Consider the following 15459-nt stretch of genomic DNA (forward strand, 5'->3'; position numbering starts at 1 on the left):
GACGCCCGACGGGATCCTCAGGGGCTACGGGGATGTCCTACAGCGGAGGGAGCGTCGGGAGCGCGCCGCCCGTCACCGTGAGCCGGGACCCGTCACGCCGCCCCGCGAGCCAGCCGAGCAGCTCGCCCTGCGACCCGGTGACGGTGACCTCGGGCTCGGCGGTCCGCCTGCCGGTGCTCCACGCGCGCGTGCCGTCGCTGAGCCGCGTGGAGGCCACCTCGGGCTGCCCGGCGAAGCGCGCGGCCAGGAAGTCGATCTCCCGCTGGGAGAACTCCGCCGACAGGTCGTCCAGCTCGTACCCGATCCCGAGGTCCACGTGGTGCAGCTCGATCTCGACCCATCGCCGGAAGGGCACCCGGGCCGCGGTGTCGGTGACACCGTTGCGCAGCTCCACCGTGCGTGACCAGTCCGCCGGCACGGCCCCCGTCGCCTGGAAGCGGGCCTCGCTGTCGCGCAGGTCGGCGAGCTGGACGTCGAGGCTGCGGGGGGCGCCCTGCTCGATGTCGGCGTCCCGGGCGACGGCCGAGGCGTACATGGGGCGCCCTTCGAGGACGTTCACGAGCGCGTCCGCGTTACGGGCGATGTGCGCGAGGACATGGCCGCGGCTCCAGCCGGGCAGCCGTGACGACTCGGCCACGGCCGCGTTGTCCAGTGCGGCGGCTGCGGTGAGCAGCCGGTCGGTCGCGTCACGTACAGACGCCAGGTCACGTGCGTGATCAATCATGACGACGACCCTAGCCGCGCCACTCCTTCGGGTGAAGCGGGCGGACCGGACCCGTAATTCGAATGCACGTGCTATATGGTCGGGTGCGGCGTCGGGCATGCTGGATGGTCGGGGATTGTTATGCGACCGGGAATCCGACCGGCGTTGTCAGTGGCTCCCCCTAGTCTGAGAAAGACGGGGGCCCCGCCCCTGTCACTTCTCTCAAGAAAGGTGCGGACCGGCGTGGCCGACCGTCTCATCGTCCGTGGCGCGCGCGAGCACAACCTGAAGAATGTCTCGCTCGACCTGCCACGTGACTCGCTCATCGTCTTCACGGGCCTGTCGGGGTCGGGCAAGTCCTCGCTGGCCTTCGACACGATCTTCGCCGAGGGCCAGCGCCGCTACGTGGAGTCGCTGTCCTCGTACGCCCGGCAGTTCCTCGGCCAGATGGACAAGCCGGACGTCGACTTCATCGAAGGTCTCTCCCCGGCGGTCTCCATCGACCAGAAGTCGACCTCGCGCAACCCGCGCTCGACGGTCGGCACGATCACCGAGGTCTACGACTACCTCCGGCTGCTCTTCGCGCGCATCGGCAAGCCGCACTGCCCCGAGTGCGGCCGGCCGATCTCGCGCCAGTCGCCGCAGGCCATCGTCGACAAGGTCCTGGAGCTGCCGGAGGGGAGCCGCTTCCAGGTGCTGTCGCCGCTGGTGCGCGAGCGCAAGGGCGAGTTCGTCGACCTCTTCGCCGATCTCCAGACCAAGGGGTACAGCCGCGCGCGCGTGGACGGCGAGACCATCCAGCTCTCCAACCCGCCCACGCTGAAGAAGCAGGAGAAGCACACCATCGAGGTGGTCATCGACCGCCTCACGGTGAAGGAGTCCGCCAAGCGCCGCCTCACCGACTCGGTGGAGACCGCCCTCGGCCTGGCCGGTGGCATGGTCGTGCTCGACTTCGTGGACCTCCCCGAGGACGACCCCGAGCGCGAGCGCATGTACTCGGAGCACCTGTACTGCCCGTACGACGATCTCTCCTTCGAGGAGCTGGAGCCCCGCTCCTTCTCGTTCAACTCGCCCTTCGGCGCCTGCCCCGAGTGCAGCGGCATCGGCACGCGCATGGAGGTCGACCCCGAACTGATCGTCCCGGACGAGGACAAGTCCCTCGACGAGGGCGCCATCCACCCGTGGTCGCACGGGCACACCAAGGACTACTTCGGCCGGCTGATCGGCGCCCTCGCGGACGCGCTCGGCTTCCGGACGGACATCCCGTTCGCGGGCCTGCCGCTGCGCGCCAGGAAGGCCCTGCTGCACGGCCACAAGACGCAGATCGAGGTCCGCTACCGCAACAGGTACGGGCGCGAGCGCGTGTACACGACCCCGTTCGAGGGCGCACTCCCCTTCGTGAAGCGCCGGCACAGCGAGGCCGAGAGCGACGCGAGCCGCGAGCGCTTCGAGGGCTACATGCGCGAGGTGCCCTGCCCCACCTGCCAGGGCACGCGCCTGAAGCCGCTGGTCCTCGCGGTCACGATCATGGAGAAGTCGATCGCCGAGGTCGCCGCGATGTCCATCAGCGACTGCGCCGACTTCCTGGGCGAGCTGAAGCTCAACGCCCGCGACAAGAAGATCGCCGAGCGCGTGCTGAAGGAGGTCAACGAACGACTGCGCTTCCTGGTCGACGTCGGTCTGGACTACCTCTCGCTGAACCGCGCGGCCGGGACCCTCTCCGGCGGCGAGGCCCAGCGCATCCGGCTGGCCACCCAGATCGGCTCCGGACTCGTCGGCGTCCTCTACGTGCTCGACGAGCCGTCCATCGGCCTGCACCAGCGCGACAACCACCGGCTGATCGAGACCCTGGTCCGGCTGCGTGACATGGGCAACACGCTCATCGTCGTCGAGCACGACGAGGACACCATCAAGGTCGCCGACTGGATCGTCGACATCGGCCCCGGCGCGGGCGAACACGGCGGCAAGGTCGTGCACAGCGGCTCCCTGAAGGAACTGCTCGCCAACACCGAGTCGCAGACCGGGCAGTACCTGTCCGGGAAGAAGTCCATCCCGCTGCCCGACATCAGGCGTCCGCTCGACCCGTCCCGGCAGCTCACCGTGCACGGCGCCCGCGAGAACAACCTCCAGGACATCGACGTGTCCTTCCCGCTGGGCGTCTTCACCGCGGTCACCGGCGTGTCCGGCTCCGGCAAGTCGACGCTGGTCAACGACATCCTCTACACGCACCTGGCCCGCGAGCTCAACGGCGCGAGAAACGTGCCGGGGCGGCACACACGCGTGGAGGGCGACGACCTCGTCGACAAGGTCGTCCACGTCGACCAGTCGCCCATCGGCCGCACCCCGCGGTCGAACCCGGCGACGTACACCGGGGTCTTCGACCACGTCCGCAAGCTGTTCGCCGAGACGACCGAGGCCAAGGTCCGCGGCTATCTGCCCGGCCGCTTCTCCTTCAACGTCAAGGGCGGCCGCTGCGAGAACTGCGCGGGCGACGGCACCATCAAGATCGAGATGAACTTCCTCCCGGACGTCTACGTCCCGTGCGAGGTCTGCCACGGCGCCCGGTACAACCGGGAGACCCTGGACGTCCACTACAAGGGCAAGTCCATCGCCGACGTGCTCAACATGCCGATCGAGGAGGCGATGGACTTCTTCGAGGCCGTGCCGTCGATCTCCCGCCACCTCAGGACGCTGAACGACGTCGGTCTCGGCTACGTCCGGCTCGGCCAGTCCGCCACCACCCTGTCCGGCGGCGAGGCACAGCGCGTGAAGCTCGCTAGCGAACTCCAGCGCCGCTCCACCGGGCGCACGGTGTACGTCCTGGACGAGCCGACCACCGGTCTGCACTTCGAGGACATCAGCAAACTGCTGACGGTCCTGTCCGGCCTGGTCGACAAGGGCAACACGGTCATCGTCATCGAGCACAACCTCGACGTGATCAAGACCGCGGACTGGGTCGTCGACATGGGACCCGAGGGCGGCGCCGGCGGTGGTCTCGTCATCGCCGAAGGCACGCCCGAGCAGGTCGCCGGAGTGGCGACCAGCCACACCGGCAAGTTCCTGCGCGAGATCCTCTCCCCCGACCGGATCAGCGACGCCGTTCCGGCGCAGGCCTCGCGGCGGACGACGGCCAGGAAGACGGTCGCGGCCAAGTCGACCGCCAAGAAGACCGCCACGGCCAGGACGGCCACGGCCGCCGACAGCGCGACGACGAAGAAGGCGGCCGGCGCCACGAAGAAGGCGGCGCCGGCGAAGAAGACGGCGAGGGCCCGCAAGGCCTGACCCGCTCACGCCACGCGACGGTGGCAGGCCGAAGGCACTCGGCAGGATGCGGCGCCCCGTGGGAACTCCCCGCGGGGCGCCGCGCTACATCCCGCCCAGTTCGGAGGCGTACGGCGGTTCCGCGCCCGCGCGGGAGCAGGTGAGGGCGGCCGCGCGGGCCGCGAACCGCAGCAGGCGGGTCCAGTCGTCGGCGCTCATGGCGGCGAGCGCCTCCGGGGACAGCGCGTCCCGGGCGGACAGCCCGTGCAGCAGGGCCGCGTTCACCGTGTCGCCGGCGCCGATCGTGTCGACGACGTCGACCTTCTCGCCGGGCACCGAATGCGCCCCGCCGTCCCGGGTGACGACGGTGAGTCCGTCGCCGCCCGACGTGATCACGACGGCCGACGGCCCGGCCGCCAGCCACTCGCGAGGGGTGCCGCCCAGCCAGTCGGCGTCCTCCTCGGAGAGCTTGAGGAGCGAGACCGACGGCAGCCAGCTCCTGAAGCGGGCCCGGTAGGCGTCCGGGTCGGGGATGAGCCCCGGCCGGATGTTCGGGTCGAGCGTGGTGAACAGACCCCGCGCGGACGAGACGCGCATCAGCTCCTCGTAGGCGCTCGCGCCGGGTTCCAGGACCAGGGAGCAGGTCCCGAAGGACACGGCACGGGTCCCGTCGGGCAGCCGCTCCGGCGCCGTGAACAGCCGGTCGGCGGTGCCCTCGACGTAGAAGGAGTAGGCGGCCGAGCCGTTCGTGTCCACCGTGGCGGCGGCCAGGGTGGTCGGCTCCGCGCCGCGCTGCACGGCCGACACGTCCACGCCCGCCCGGCGCAGCCCGTCGAGCAGGGCCTCACCGAAGGCGTCGTACGAAGTGCGGGAGCAGAAGGCCGTGGGGGAGCCGAGGCGGCCGAGGGCCACGGCGGTGTTGTAGGGGCCGCCGCCCAGCGCCGGCTTCAGGTTCGCCAGGGCGCCTGAGCCCTGCGGTACCAGGTCGATCAGTGCCTCACCGGCGACGACGATCACGAGTCGGTTCCTTTCGCGGACTGCTCGGACTGCTCGGAGTGTGCGCAGTGTGTGGACTGCTCGGCATCCTCGGATCGCCGGGCGCGCTCCGCCTGGGGCGGCTGCTCGACGCAGCCGCAGGAGGTGCGGTGGACGAAGGAGCAGGGGAGCCGGACGGTCCGGGCGGGGCGGTCCGGCGCGGCGAGGCGTTCCAGGAGCACGCGTACCGCCCGGGCGCCCATCTCGTTGCCGGGCTGGGCGATGGCGGTGAGCCGGGGCGAGAACAGGTCCGCCCAGGCGAAGTCGTCGAAGCAGCACAGCGCGATGTCACCGGGCACGGACAGGCCGCGCTCGCGCAGGGCGCGCAGTGCCCCGATGGTCATCGCGTTGTTGCCGGTGACCAGTGCGGTGGGCGGTGCGGTGAGGGAGAGCAGGGCCGCGGTGGCCCGTTCGGCGGCCTCGGTCGCGGAGTCGCCGTACGCGACGAGCCGTTCGTCGTGGGGGAGTCCGGCGGCGGCGAGGCCGTGCCGGTACCCGGCGATCCGTTCGCGGGTCGTGCTGAGCCCCGGCAGGCCCGCGACCAGGGCGATCCGGCGGTGGCCGAGGTCCGCGAGATGGGTGACCAGCCGGGTGACCGGTTCGGTGTTCTCCGCGCACACCTGGTCGAAGCGGGGGGCGGCGTGCGCCGGGACGGCGACCACCCGGTCGAGGAAGACGGCCGGTACCTGGTGGCGGGTGAGGTAGGCGACGAGCTCACCGGGCTCCGCGGACGGCGCGACGATCACCCCGTCCACGCGCCGCTCGTGCAACAGCTGGACGACCTTGCGCTCGTGCTCCGGGTCGTCGTGCGGGTCGGCGATGAGCAGGCCGTATCCGTGCTCCAGGGCAGCGGCCTCGACGCCCTGGAGGATCTCCGTGAAGTACGGGTTGCTGATCGCCGAGACCGCGAGTCCGATGGACCGGGTGCGGGAGGTCACCAGGGAGCGGGCCAGGGTGTTGGGCGTGTAGCCGAGTTCGTCGATGGCGTCCAGGACGGCCCGGCGGGTGTGGGGCAGCACCGGACGGGTGTCGTTCAGGACGTGCGAGACGGTGGCGACGGACACACCGGCGCAGCGTGCGACATCGGCCATGGTCGGCATTGCGTCTCGCCTCCCTTCCCTTCCCTTTCCCTTCCGAGCCGTCTCGGCCGTCCGGCTCGTCTCCGAGCCGTCTCGGCCGTCCAGCTCGTCTCCGAGCCGTCTCGGCCGTCCGGTTCGTCCAGGGGCGGCCGGGGCCGCGGTGGTTCCTCCGGCCGGGAACGTACCTCATCCACCGTCCCGCGTAAACGCTTGCGCAAGCGTTTACGTCCTACGAGCCGCGCCACCTCGTACCGCCCCGGTATCGCTCGCGCCACCCCCATTCGTCCGCCCCGAGCTGACCCGGAATGTCCGGCCCCGCTAGGGTCGGCGGGTACCGCCCGCCGACCCGTGGAGTTCGTCATGTCCGGCCGTCCCGTCCCGAGCCGCCGCACCCTCCTGCGAGGGGCGGCCGCCGCGCCCGTCGCCGGGTTCGGCCTCGCAGCCTGTGCGAACGGGGAGCCCTCGCCCGGCCGTCCGACCGCCCCCGTCGAGGTCGGCGCCGAGAGCGAGATCGCCAAGGGGGGCGCCAAGCTCTACCGGGACCACAACGTCGTCGTCGGCCGCCGCGACGACGGCACCCTCAAGGCGTACAGCACGATCTGCACGCACGCGTTGTGCCCCATCAACAAGCTGGAGGGGACGACCCTCGTCTGCCCGTGCCACGGCAGTCGGTTCGACGCCCTGACCGGCGCGGTGCTGCACGACCCGGCCACCGTCCCGCTGAAGGAGCTGTCGGTCACGATCAAGAACGGCAGGATCGTCGCCGGGCCGGAGGCCTGATCGACGGGCGGGTCGCGAGCGCCCGTCCGCTCACTCCCAGTCCCAGCCGATGCCCACGACCCCCGTGCGCACCCGGGGCTCGACGAGATGCGCCGAGCGGTGCCGTCGGCTGAGCGCGAGCTGCTGACGGCCGCTGCGCGGGGCCGCCGCCGAGTGCTGGGTGAACCGGTGGCAGGCCACCGGCAGCGCGTGTTCGTCGAAGCGGACCTCCAGGGCGTACTGGCCTCCCGCCATGCCGAACTCGCGGACGTACTCGCGGGAGACGCCGGCCGTGCCGTCCTCGACGCCGTAGCGGAACAGGAACGTCTCGCCGGAGCGCAGCCGGGTGTCGAAGAGCAGCTCGGCGACCAGCACTCCGGTGTCGTGGTGCCAACGGACGCGTCCCGTGCGGCAGTTCTCCAGAGCGTGCACCGTCATGCGCTCCGGTGCACATCCCTGGTCGCCGTGGTGGACGGCCAGGAAGCGGTCGACGCCGTCGCGGTGGGCGCGCACGATGTGGTGCGACTCGCGCCCGAGGAGTTCGCGGCGCGCGCCGATCCGCACCCGTTCGTGCTGTCCGAGGGCGTGCAGCCCGCTGTCGAGCGGGGACTCCAGCTCGGCCAGCAGATGTTCCAGGACGCCGGTGGCCGCGACGAGGGAGCGGTAGGAGCGGGTCGAGGACCGGTCGCCGGAGGGCCCTTCCTCGCTTTCGGCGAGCAGCCGTATCAGCGACTCGTCCGGGAGCTGCAGTATCTCCTCCAGGGCGCGCACGGCGCGCAGCGACTCGGGGCGCTGCGGTCGGCGGGCGCCCTGCTGCCAGTAGCTCAGACTCGTGACGCCGACCTTCACTCCGTAGCGCGAGAGATGGTGCTGCACGCGTTGCAGCGGCAGCCCGCGGGCCGCGATCGCGGCCCGCAGGGCGACGTGGAAGGGGCCGCCGCGCAGGGCCGTGTCCAGTTCCGCGGTGGTGACGTCGGTGGCGACGTCCGCGTGCTGTGTGGCGTGCGGCATGCAGGGGCCTTTCTGTGAATGGCACAACGGCTGGTCAGACCGTTCGCGGGGGGTGATTCGGGGCCACCCCGTCGGCGCCGGGGGATCCTCACATCCGTACGCCGTCGTGCACGGCCCCGAGTTCCCCCGCATTGAAGCGTGTTGACCAAGTCCCGACAACACCTGTCGCCCAACCGCGGCGCACTCCTGGCCGAGTCCGCACCGCACGGTTCAAGTCGTCCGCCGCGCCGGTGCCCCGGTCGTCCCGCCGCCCAGTACGTCCTTGATCGCGCGCACCGACAGTGCCGACTTGTGCAGGAGCCCGTGCGCGGGGCCGGCCGCGAGGTGTCCGCCGAGGTCGCCCACCAGGTCGGGACGGTGCTGCGCAGCGGATGGGCGGCCGTGCTGCGCTACGGGACCGACGGCACCGCCACCGTCCTCGGGTCCGATCCCGGCACCGCCACCGTCCTCGGCTCCGCCCCCGGTGGCGCCGAGGACGGTGACGCGGCGGCGGCCGAGGTGGCGCGGACCGGTCGCCCCGCGCGCGTGGGGCGTGCGGTCGGCGCGTCGATCGTGGTGGAGGACCGGCTCTGGGGGGCGGTGGCCGCGGTCGCGGCCGGTCCGGAGCCGCTGCCCCCGGACACCGAGTCGCGGCTCGCCGACTTCAGCGAACTCGTCTCCACCGCGCCGGCGAACGCCCGCGGCCGGGACGAGCTCACGGCGTCCCGCGCGCGTGGTGGCGGCCGCGGACGCCTCCGGACGCCGTATCGAACGCGATCTGCACGACGGCGTCCAGCAGCGGCTCGTCTCGCTCCAGCTGGACCTGCGGACGGCCCAGGCCATGCTGGAGGAGCAGCCCGACGACCTCGCCGCGCAGCTGGAGCACATCGCCGGCGGCCTGGACGACGCCTGCGACGACCCGCTCCGGGTCGTGCGCGGCATCCATCCGGCGATCCTGTCCAGAGGCGGACCGGGCCCCGCCCCGCGTGCGCCGCCCCGCCGCGCGTCCGTCCCCGTCGAGCCGGACCTCCGGCTGCCCCCGGGTCGGCTGCCGGAGCCCACGCAGGTCGCCGTCTACTACGTCACCTCCGAAGCCCTGACCAACCCGGCCAGGCACGCGCGCGCGGCCGTCGTCCAGACGTCGGCGCGCCCGTACGAACGCGTCCTGGAGGTGTCCATCCACGACGACGGCGTGGGCGGCGCCGAGCCCGGCCGTGGTTCGGGTCTGGGCGGTCTCACACCGGGTCGAGGCGATCGGCGGCAGGCTGACGGTCAGCAGCCCGCCCGGGGAGGGCACGACCCCGACCGTACGGCTCCCGCTGAGCGCGCCGACGACGGACCGGTGACCGCGCCGGGCGGACCAGACTTCCGCGATCCCGCCGGCCGAGGCCTCCCGGGGTCCGGCAGGCTGGGAGCGTCGCGTCGCGTCGCGCCGCATCGCCTCGCATCGCCGGTCGGGCAGGGGACCCGGGACCATGGACGCATCGCAGCAGCCCGCGCGGGGACGGGTCGTCCTCGCCGACGACGACGTGCTGCTCCGGGAGGGGCCGGCGAGCCTGAGTGAACGTGTCGAGTACGAGGTGGTGGGCCGGGCGGGCGACGCGGCCGGGCTGCTGGAGCTGGTCGCGCGCGAGCGGCCCGACCTCCTGATCGTCGACATCCGGATGCCGCCGAACCACTCCACCGAGGGCCTGGTGGCGGCCCACACGATCCGCGAGCGCCACCCCGCCACCGGCTCCTCGTGCTGTCGGCGTTCGTCGAGGTCGAGGACGCCCTGGAACTGCCGGCGAGCGGGCAGCGGGTCGGATACCTCCTCAAGAGCAGGATCACGGTCGTCGACGAGTTCATCGAGGCCCTGGACCGGATCGGCAGGGGCGGCTGTGTCGTCGGCCCCTCCCTGGTGCGGGAGCTGTTCTCGACCCGGCGCCGTGACGACCCGCCGGCCCACCTCGGCGCCCGCGAGCGCGAGGTTCTCGCCGTGATGGCCGAGGGCCGCTCCAGCGCGCATCGGCCGCCGCCTGTGGGTCATGGAGGGCGCCGTCGAGAAGCACGTCCGCAGCATCCTCGGCGAACTCCGGCTCCAGGACGACACCGACGACCACCGCCGGGTCCTGGCGGTGCTGACCTTCCTGGAGACGCGGTAGGGCGGGAGCGCGGGCGTTGTCCACAGCCCCGCCGGAGTGTCACCCCTCGCCAGTAGGGTGTGAGACATGGCCGACCCCTCCAGCTACCGCCCCAAGCCGGGACAGATCCCGGACTCTCCCGGGGTGTACAGGTTCCGTGACGAGCACCGCCGGGTGATCTACGTCGGGAAGGCGAAGAGCCTGCGCCAGCGCCTGGCGAACTACTTCCAGGATCTGGCGGGCCTGCACCCGCGCACCCGGACGATGGTCACGACCGCCGCGTCCGTGGAGTGGACCGTCGTGTCCACGGAGGTGGAGGCGCTCCAGCTGGAGTACTCCTGGATCAAGGAGTACGACCCCCGGTTCAACGTCAAGTACCGCGACGACAAGAGCTACCCGTATCTCGCGGTGACGATGAACGAGGAGTTCCCGCGCGTGCAGGTGATGCGCGGTCACAAGAAGAAGGGCGTCCGCTACTTCGGGCCGTACGGGCACGCGTGGGCCATCCGTGACACCGTCGACCTGCTCCTGCGGGTCTTCCCGGTGCGCACCTGCTCGGCCGGTGTCTTCAAGAACGCCGCCCGCACCGGCCGCCCCTGCCTGCTCGGCTACATCGGCAAGTGCTCGGCGCCCTGCGTGGGACGGGTCCCGGCCGAGGAGCACCGTGAACTCGCCGAGGACTTCTGCGACTTCATGACCGGGCGCACAGGCACGTACCTCCGCCGTCTGGAGACGCAGATGATGGAGGCGGCCGAGGAGATGGAGTACGAGCGGGCCGCCCGCCTGCGCGACGACATCGAGGCCCTGAAGAAGGCCATGGAGAAGAACGCGGTCGTGCTCGCCGACGCGACCGACGCCGACCTGATCGCGGTCGCCGAGGACGAGCTGGAGGCGGCCGTCCAGATCTTCCACGTGCGCGGCGGACGCGTGCGCGGCCAGCGCGGCTGGGTGACCGACAAAGTGGAGGAGGTCACCACCGGCGCCCTCGTCGAACACGCGCTCCAGCAGCTCTACGGCGAGGAGACCGGGGACGCCGTCCCCAAGGAGGTGCTCGTCCCGGCCCTGCCCGAGCCGGTGGAGCCCGTCCAGGAGTGGCTGACCGGCCGCCGCGGCTCGCACGTGTCCCTGCGCATCCCGCAGCGCGGCGACAAACGGGCCCTGATGGAGACCGTGGAGCGCAACGCGCAGCAGGCGCTCGTCCTGCACAAGACCAAGCGCGCCTCCGACCTGACCACGCGCTCACGCGCCCTGGAGGAGATCGCGGAGGCCCTGGAGCTCGACAGCGCCCCGCTCAGGATCGAGTGCTACGACATCTCGCACCTCCAGGGTGACGACGTGGTGGCCTCCATGGTCGTCTTCGAAGACGGCTTGCAGCGCAAGAGCGAGTACCGCCGTTTCCAGATCAAGGGCTTCGAGGGCCAGGACGACGTCCGCTCCATGCACGAGGTGATCACCCGCCGGTTCCGGCGCTACCTCGCGGAGAAGGAGCGGACGGGGGAGTGGACCGACGGTGAGACCGAGGGCGGTCCCGACGGCGACTCACGCGGCCGGATCGACGGAGAGGCCGCGGGAGAGGCCGACGCCGGGACGCCCGGAGAGGTCGAGGACGGGACGACCGGAGAATCCGGCGGTGGGACGACCGGCGGGGCCACCGGTGGGACGATGGGGGTGAACGGCTTCACCGAGGAGGACGGGCGCCCCAAGAGGTTCGCCTATCCGCCCCAGCTGGTCGTCGTCGACGGCGGTCAGCCGCAGGTCGCGGCGGCCAAGCGGGCCCTGGACGAGCTCGGCATCGACGACATCGCCGTCTGCGGCCTGGCCAAGCGCCTGGAGGAGGTCTGGCTGCCGGACCAGGACGACCCCGTCGTCCTGCCCCGCACCAGCGAGGGCCTGTATCTGCTCCAGCGCGTCCGTGACGAGGCCCACCGCTTCGCGATCACCTACCAGCGCACCAAGCGCGCCAAGCGCTTCAGGGCCGGCCCCCTGGACGACGTACCGGGCCTCGGAGAGACGCGCAAGCAGGCACTGATCAAGCACTTCGGTTCGGTGAAGAAGCTGCGATCCGCGACAATCGACCAGATCTGTGAGGTTCCGGGCATAGGCCGTAAGACGGCCGAGACCATCGCCGTGGCCCTCGCCCAGGCGGCCCCGGCCGCGCCCGCCGTGAACACGGCCACTGGAGAGATCATGGAAGACGACGAAGCCGGGACGCCCGAAACGACCACGGGCGCCCCGGGGGAGCCCGTGACCGCGGGCGCCTCGGACGAACGACGGGGGCAGGAACCGTGACCGAGCACGAGACACAGCCCACAGCGGAGCGAGATCGCATGCCCAGGGAAGCGGGCGAGAACTCCGCCCGGCAGGATGCACCTCAGCAGGACGCGTCCCGGCAGGGCGCGCCTCCACAGGACACACCCCAGCAGGACGCGCCCCCACAGGACGCGTCCCAGCACGACGCACGCCAGGAAGACGGAGCACAGGTGAGTACGGACAGCGCGCCGCCCGGGATCCCCGACGCGGCCATCCCGGAGCTGGTGATCATCTCCGGTATGTCGGGGGCCGGACGCTCGACGGCCGCCAAGTGTCTGGAGGACCTCGGCTGGTTCGTCGTCGACAACCTCCCGCCCGCCCTGATCCCCACCATGGTGGAGCTCGGCGCCCGCTCGCAGGGCAACGTGGCGCGGATCGCGGTCGTCGTCGACGTACGCGGCCGCCGCTTCTTCGACAACCTCCGCGACTCCCTCGCGGACCTCGACACCCGGGGCGTCACGCGCCGGGTCGTCTTCCTGGAGTCCTCCGACGACGCCCTGGTGCGCCGCTTCGAGTCGGTGCGCCGCCCGCACCCCCTCCAGGGCGACGGCCGGATCGTCGACGGCATCGCCGCCGAGCGGGAACTGCTGCGCGAACTGCGCGGCGACGCCGACCTGGTGATCGACACCTCCAGCCTGAACGTGCACGAGCTGCGCGCCAAGATGGACGCCCAGTTCGCCGGCGAGGAGGAGCCCGAGCTGCGGGCCACCGTCATGTCCTTCGGCTTCAAGTACGGCCTCCCGGTCGACGCCGACCTGGTCGTGGACATGCGCTTCCTGCCCAACCCGCACTGGGTCCCGGAGCTGCGCCCCTTCACCGGCCTCAACGAGGAGGTCGCGGCGTACGTCTTCAACCAGCCCGGCGCCAAGGAGTTCCTCGACCGCTACGCGGAGCTCCTCCAGCTGATCGCCGCGGGCTACCGCCGTGAGGGCAAGCGCTATGTGACCATCGCGGTCGGCTGTACGGGCGGCAAGCACCGTTCGGTCGCGATGTCGGAGAAGCTCGCCGCGCGCCTCGCGGCCGAGGGTGTGGAGACGGTGGTCGTGCACCGGGACATGGGACGGGAATGACGGGACGCACTCCGCGACTGAGCCGACTGCGCCGGGCGGTACCCGAGGGGCGCGTCAGCCGGCCGGTCGAGGCCCGAGGCGGCAAGCCACGCCGCCGGGGCACCCAGCCCAAGGTCGTCGCCCTGGGCGGCGGCATGGGCCTGTCCGCCTCGCTCGCCGCACTGCGCCGGATCACCGGCGACCTCACCGCCGTCGTCACCGTGGCCGACGACGGCGGCTCCAGCGGCCGCCTGCGCGACGAACTGGGCGTGCTGCCGCCCGGCGACCTGCGCAAGGCGCTGGCCGCGCTGTGCGGCGACGACGACTGGGGTCAGACCTGGGCCCGCGTCATCCAGCACCGCTTCCAGTCCCGGGGCGACCTGCACGAACACGCGGTCGGCAACCTGCTGATCGTCGCCCTGTGGGAACAGCTCGGCGACCATGTGCAGGCACTGGACCTGGTCGGCAAGCTGCTCGGCGCGCACGGGCGCGTGCTGCCCATGTCCGCCGTGCCCCTGGAGCTCCAGGCCCTGGTCAAGGGGCACGACCCGGGCCGGCCCGACGAGATCGACACCGTGCGCGGCCAGGCCACGGTCGCCCTCACCCCCGGCGAGGTGCAGTCCGTGCACCTGGTGCCGAACGACCCGCCGGCCGTCCCCGAGGCGGTCGCCGCGGTCCGGGACGCGGACTGGGTGGTGCTCGGCCCCGGCTCCTGGTTCTCCTCGGTGATTCCGCACCTGCTGGTGCCGGAACTCCTGGACGCGCTGACGCAGACCAAGGCCCGCCGGGTACTTTCCCTGAACCTCGCACCGCAGCCCGGAGAAACCGAGGGCTTCTCCCCGCAGCGTCATTTGGAGGTTTTGGGACGACACGCCCCTAAACTCGCCCTGGACGTGGTGCTGGCCGATGAGGCCGCCGTGCCCGACCGCGACTCGCTGACCGACGCCGCCAAACGGTTCGGGGCCGCGGTCGAGCTGGCGCCGGTGGCCCGGGCCGATGGGACTTCGCGGCACGACCCGGAGCTCCTCGCCGCCGCGTACGACCGTATTTTTCGGATGCATGGAAGGATCGGCCCATGGCGATGACGGCAGCGGTGAAGGATGAGATCTCCCGGCTTCCCGTCACCCGGACCTGCTGCAGAAAGGCGGAGGTCTCGGCCATCCTGCGGTTCGCCGGCGGCCTCCACCTGGTGAGCGGGCGCATCGTGATCGAGGCGGAGCTGGACACGGCGATGGCGGCCCGTCGGCTCAAGCGGGACATCCTGGAGATCTTCGGCCACAGTTCCGAGCTGATCGTGATGGCCCCGGGCGGGCTGCGCCGTGGCTCGCGCTATGTGGTGCGCGTGGTCGCGGGCGGCGACCAGCTGGCCCGTCAGACCGGACTCGTGGACGGCCGGGGCCGCCCCATCCGGGGTCTGCCCCCGCAGGTGGTCTCCGGCGCGACCTGTGACGCGGAGGCGGCCTGGCGCGGTGCGTTCCTGGCGCACGGCTCGCTGACCGAGCCCGGCCGCTCCTCCTCCCTGGAGGTGACCTGCCCGGGTCCCGAGGCCGCGCTCGCACTGGTCGGCGCCGCCCGCCGGCTGTCCATCGCGGCGAAGGCCCGCGAGGTCCGCGGGGTGGACCGGGTCGTCGTCCGGGACGGCGACGCGATCGGTGCCCTGCTCACCCGCCTCGGCGCGCACGAGTCCGTGCTGGCCTGGGAGGAGCGCCGGATGCGCCGCGAGGTGCGTGCCACGGCGAACCGGCTCGCCAACTTCGACGACGCCAACCTGCGCCGCTCGGCCCGCGCGGCCGTCGCCGCCGGCGCCCGCGTGCAGCGCGCCCTGGAGATCCTCGCCGACGAGGTGCCCGAGCACCTCGCGGCCGCCGGCCGGCTGCGGATGGAGCACAAGCAGGCCTCCCTGGAGGAGCTGGGCGCGCTCGCCGACCCGCCGCTGACCAAGGACGCGGTCGCCGGCCGGATCCGCCGACTGCTGGCGATGGCCGACAAGCGGGCCTCCGACCTCGGCATCCCGGGCACGGAGGCCAACATCTCCGAGGAGCTGGCCGACAACCTCGTCGGCTGACCCGCGGACCATCAACACGCTGGCGCCTACGCCCACTTGGGTGTAGGCGTCAGCGTTTATCCGCCTTTGACGCACCCTTGACTCG

12 protein-coding genes and 1 pseudogene are annotated in these 15459 nt (G+C 72.1%); 8 read left to right on the plus strand and 5 right to left on the minus strand.

Annotated elements, in window-relative coordinates; all coding sequences use genetic code 11:
* Window positions 1-37: 37 nt before the first annotated feature.
* A complete protein-coding gene (locus ACFV0T_RS25880; protein ID WP_385783589.1) occupies window positions 38-724 on the minus strand; it encodes a maleylpyruvate isomerase family mycothiol-dependent enzyme in 687 nt (228 codons plus the stop codon).
* Window positions 725-946: 222 nt separating this feature from the next.
* On the opposite strand from ACFV0T_RS25880, the gene uvrA reads away from it, so the two are divergent.
* Complete coding sequence (uvrA, locus tag ACFV0T_RS25885; RefSeq protein WP_385783592.1) at window positions 947-3985, plus strand: excinuclease ABC subunit UvrA; 3039 nt, start codon at window positions 947-949, stop codon at window positions 3983-3985.
* A gap of 84 nt (window positions 3986-4069) precedes the next feature.
* Here uvrA and ACFV0T_RS25890 read toward each other — a convergent pair whose 3' ends face one another.
* Both ACFV0T_RS25890 and ACFV0T_RS25895 read right to left on the minus strand, forming a co-directional pair.
* Window positions 4070-4981: a carbohydrate kinase gene (locus tag ACFV0T_RS25890; protein ID WP_385783594.1), complete on the minus strand. Its 912-nt coding sequence runs from the start codon at window positions 4979-4981 to the stop codon at window positions 4070-4072.
* Window positions 4978-6099 carry a LacI family DNA-binding transcriptional regulator gene (locus ACFV0T_RS25895; protein WP_385783596.1) on the minus strand — a complete coding sequence of 374 codons (1122 nt, stop codon included), beginning with the start codon at window positions 6097-6099 and terminating at the stop codon, window positions 4978-4980. The genes ACFV0T_RS25890 and ACFV0T_RS25895 overlap by 4 nt, the downstream gene beginning before the upstream one ends.
* A gap of 339 nt (window positions 6100-6438) precedes the next feature.
* On the opposite strand from ACFV0T_RS25895, the gene ACFV0T_RS25900 reads away from it, so the two are divergent.
* Window positions 6439-6858 (plus strand): Rieske 2Fe-2S domain-containing protein, encoded by a 420-nt coding sequence (locus ACFV0T_RS25900; protein ID WP_385783599.1) that lies wholly within the window; start codon window positions 6439-6441, stop codon window positions 6856-6858.
* Window positions 6859-6888: 30 nt separating this feature from the next.
* Here ACFV0T_RS25900 and ACFV0T_RS25905 read toward each other — a convergent pair whose 3' ends face one another.
* Together ACFV0T_RS25905 and ACFV0T_RS25910 are read right to left on the minus strand one after the other, a co-directional pair.
* Window positions 6889-7848, minus strand: coding sequence for a hypothetical protein (locus tag ACFV0T_RS25905; protein WP_385783602.1), 960 nt, complete (start codon window positions 7846-7848; stop codon window positions 6889-6891).
* 210 nt (window positions 7849-8058) lie between these two features.
* Window positions 8059-8193, minus strand: a complete 135-nt coding sequence (locus ACFV0T_RS25910) for a hypothetical protein (RefSeq protein WP_385783604.1) — start codon at window positions 8191-8193, stop codon at window positions 8059-8061.
* A 370-nt stretch (window positions 8194-8563) separates the two neighbouring features.
* Here ACFV0T_RS25910 and ACFV0T_RS25915 point away from each other — a divergent pair, with 370 nt between their 5' ends.
* From ACFV0T_RS25915 to whiA, 6 genes and pseudogenes are all read left to right on the plus strand, one after another.
* A complete protein-coding gene (locus ACFV0T_RS25915; RefSeq protein WP_385783698.1) occupies window positions 8564-9391 on the plus strand; it encodes a sensor histidine kinase in 828 nt (275 codons plus the stop codon).
* Window positions 9303-9971, plus strand: a pseudogene (locus ACFV0T_RS25920) (response regulator). Before ACFV0T_RS25915 ends, ACFV0T_RS25920 begins: the two are co-directional and overlap by 89 nt.
* 66 nt (window positions 9972-10037) lie before the next feature.
* Complete coding sequence (uvrC, locus tag ACFV0T_RS25925) at window positions 10038-12239, plus strand: excinuclease ABC subunit UvrC (RefSeq protein WP_385783606.1); 2202 nt, start codon at window positions 10038-10040, stop codon at window positions 12237-12239.
* On the plus strand, window positions 12236-13330 hold the full coding sequence (rapZ, locus tag ACFV0T_RS25930) for an RNase adapter RapZ (protein ID WP_385783609.1): 1095 nt from the start codon (window positions 12236-12238) through the stop codon (window positions 13328-13330). Before uvrC ends, rapZ begins: the two co-directional genes overlap by 4 nt.
* Window positions 13327-14394, plus strand: coding sequence for a uridine diphosphate-N-acetylglucosamine-binding protein YvcK (gene yvcK / locus ACFV0T_RS25935; RefSeq protein WP_385783612.1), 1068 nt, complete (start codon window positions 13327-13329; stop codon window positions 14392-14394). The genes rapZ and yvcK overlap by 4 nt, the downstream gene beginning before the upstream one ends.
* Window positions 14385-15374 (plus strand): DNA-binding protein WhiA, encoded by a 990-nt coding sequence (gene whiA / locus ACFV0T_RS25940; RefSeq protein WP_351142255.1) that lies wholly within the window; start codon window positions 14385-14387, stop codon window positions 15372-15374. Before yvcK ends, whiA begins: the two co-directional genes overlap by 10 nt.
* Window positions 15375-15459: the final 85 nt, after the last annotated feature.

Origin of the sequence: Streptomyces sp. NPDC059582 (genome assembly GCF_042735715.1) — a bacterium.
Classification (GTDB): domain Bacteria; phylum Actinomycetota; class Actinomycetes; order Streptomycetales; family Streptomycetaceae; genus Streptomyces.

Bases quoted from the DNA above. Each gene is read 5' to 3' on its own strand.
- whiA (WP_351142255.1), top strand. From the start codon at position 14,385: ATGGCGATGACGGCAGCGGTGAAGGATGAGATCTCCCGGCTTCCCGTC.
- yvcK (WP_385783612.1), top strand. From the start codon at position 13,327: ATGACGGGACGCACTCCGCGACTGAGCCGACTGCGCCGGGCGGTACCC.
- uvrC (WP_385783606.1), top strand. From the start codon at position 10,038: ATGGCCGACCCCTCCAGCTACCGCCCCAAGCCGGGACAGATCCCGGAC.
- ACFV0T_RS25895 (WP_385783596.1), bottom strand. From the start codon at position 6,099: ATGCCGACCATGGCCGATGTCGCACGCTGCGCCGGTGTGTCCGTCGCC.
- ACFV0T_RS25900 (WP_385783599.1), top strand. From the start codon at position 6,439: ATGTCCGGCCGTCCCGTCCCGAGCCGCCGCACCCTCCTGCGAGGGGCG.
- ACFV0T_RS25880 (WP_385783589.1), bottom strand. From the start codon at position 724: ATGATTGATCACGCACGTGACCTGGCGTCTGTACGTGACGCGACCGAC.
- ACFV0T_RS25905 (WP_385783602.1), bottom strand. From the start codon at position 7,848: ATGCCGCACGCCACACAGCACGCGGACGTCGCCACCGACGTCACCACC.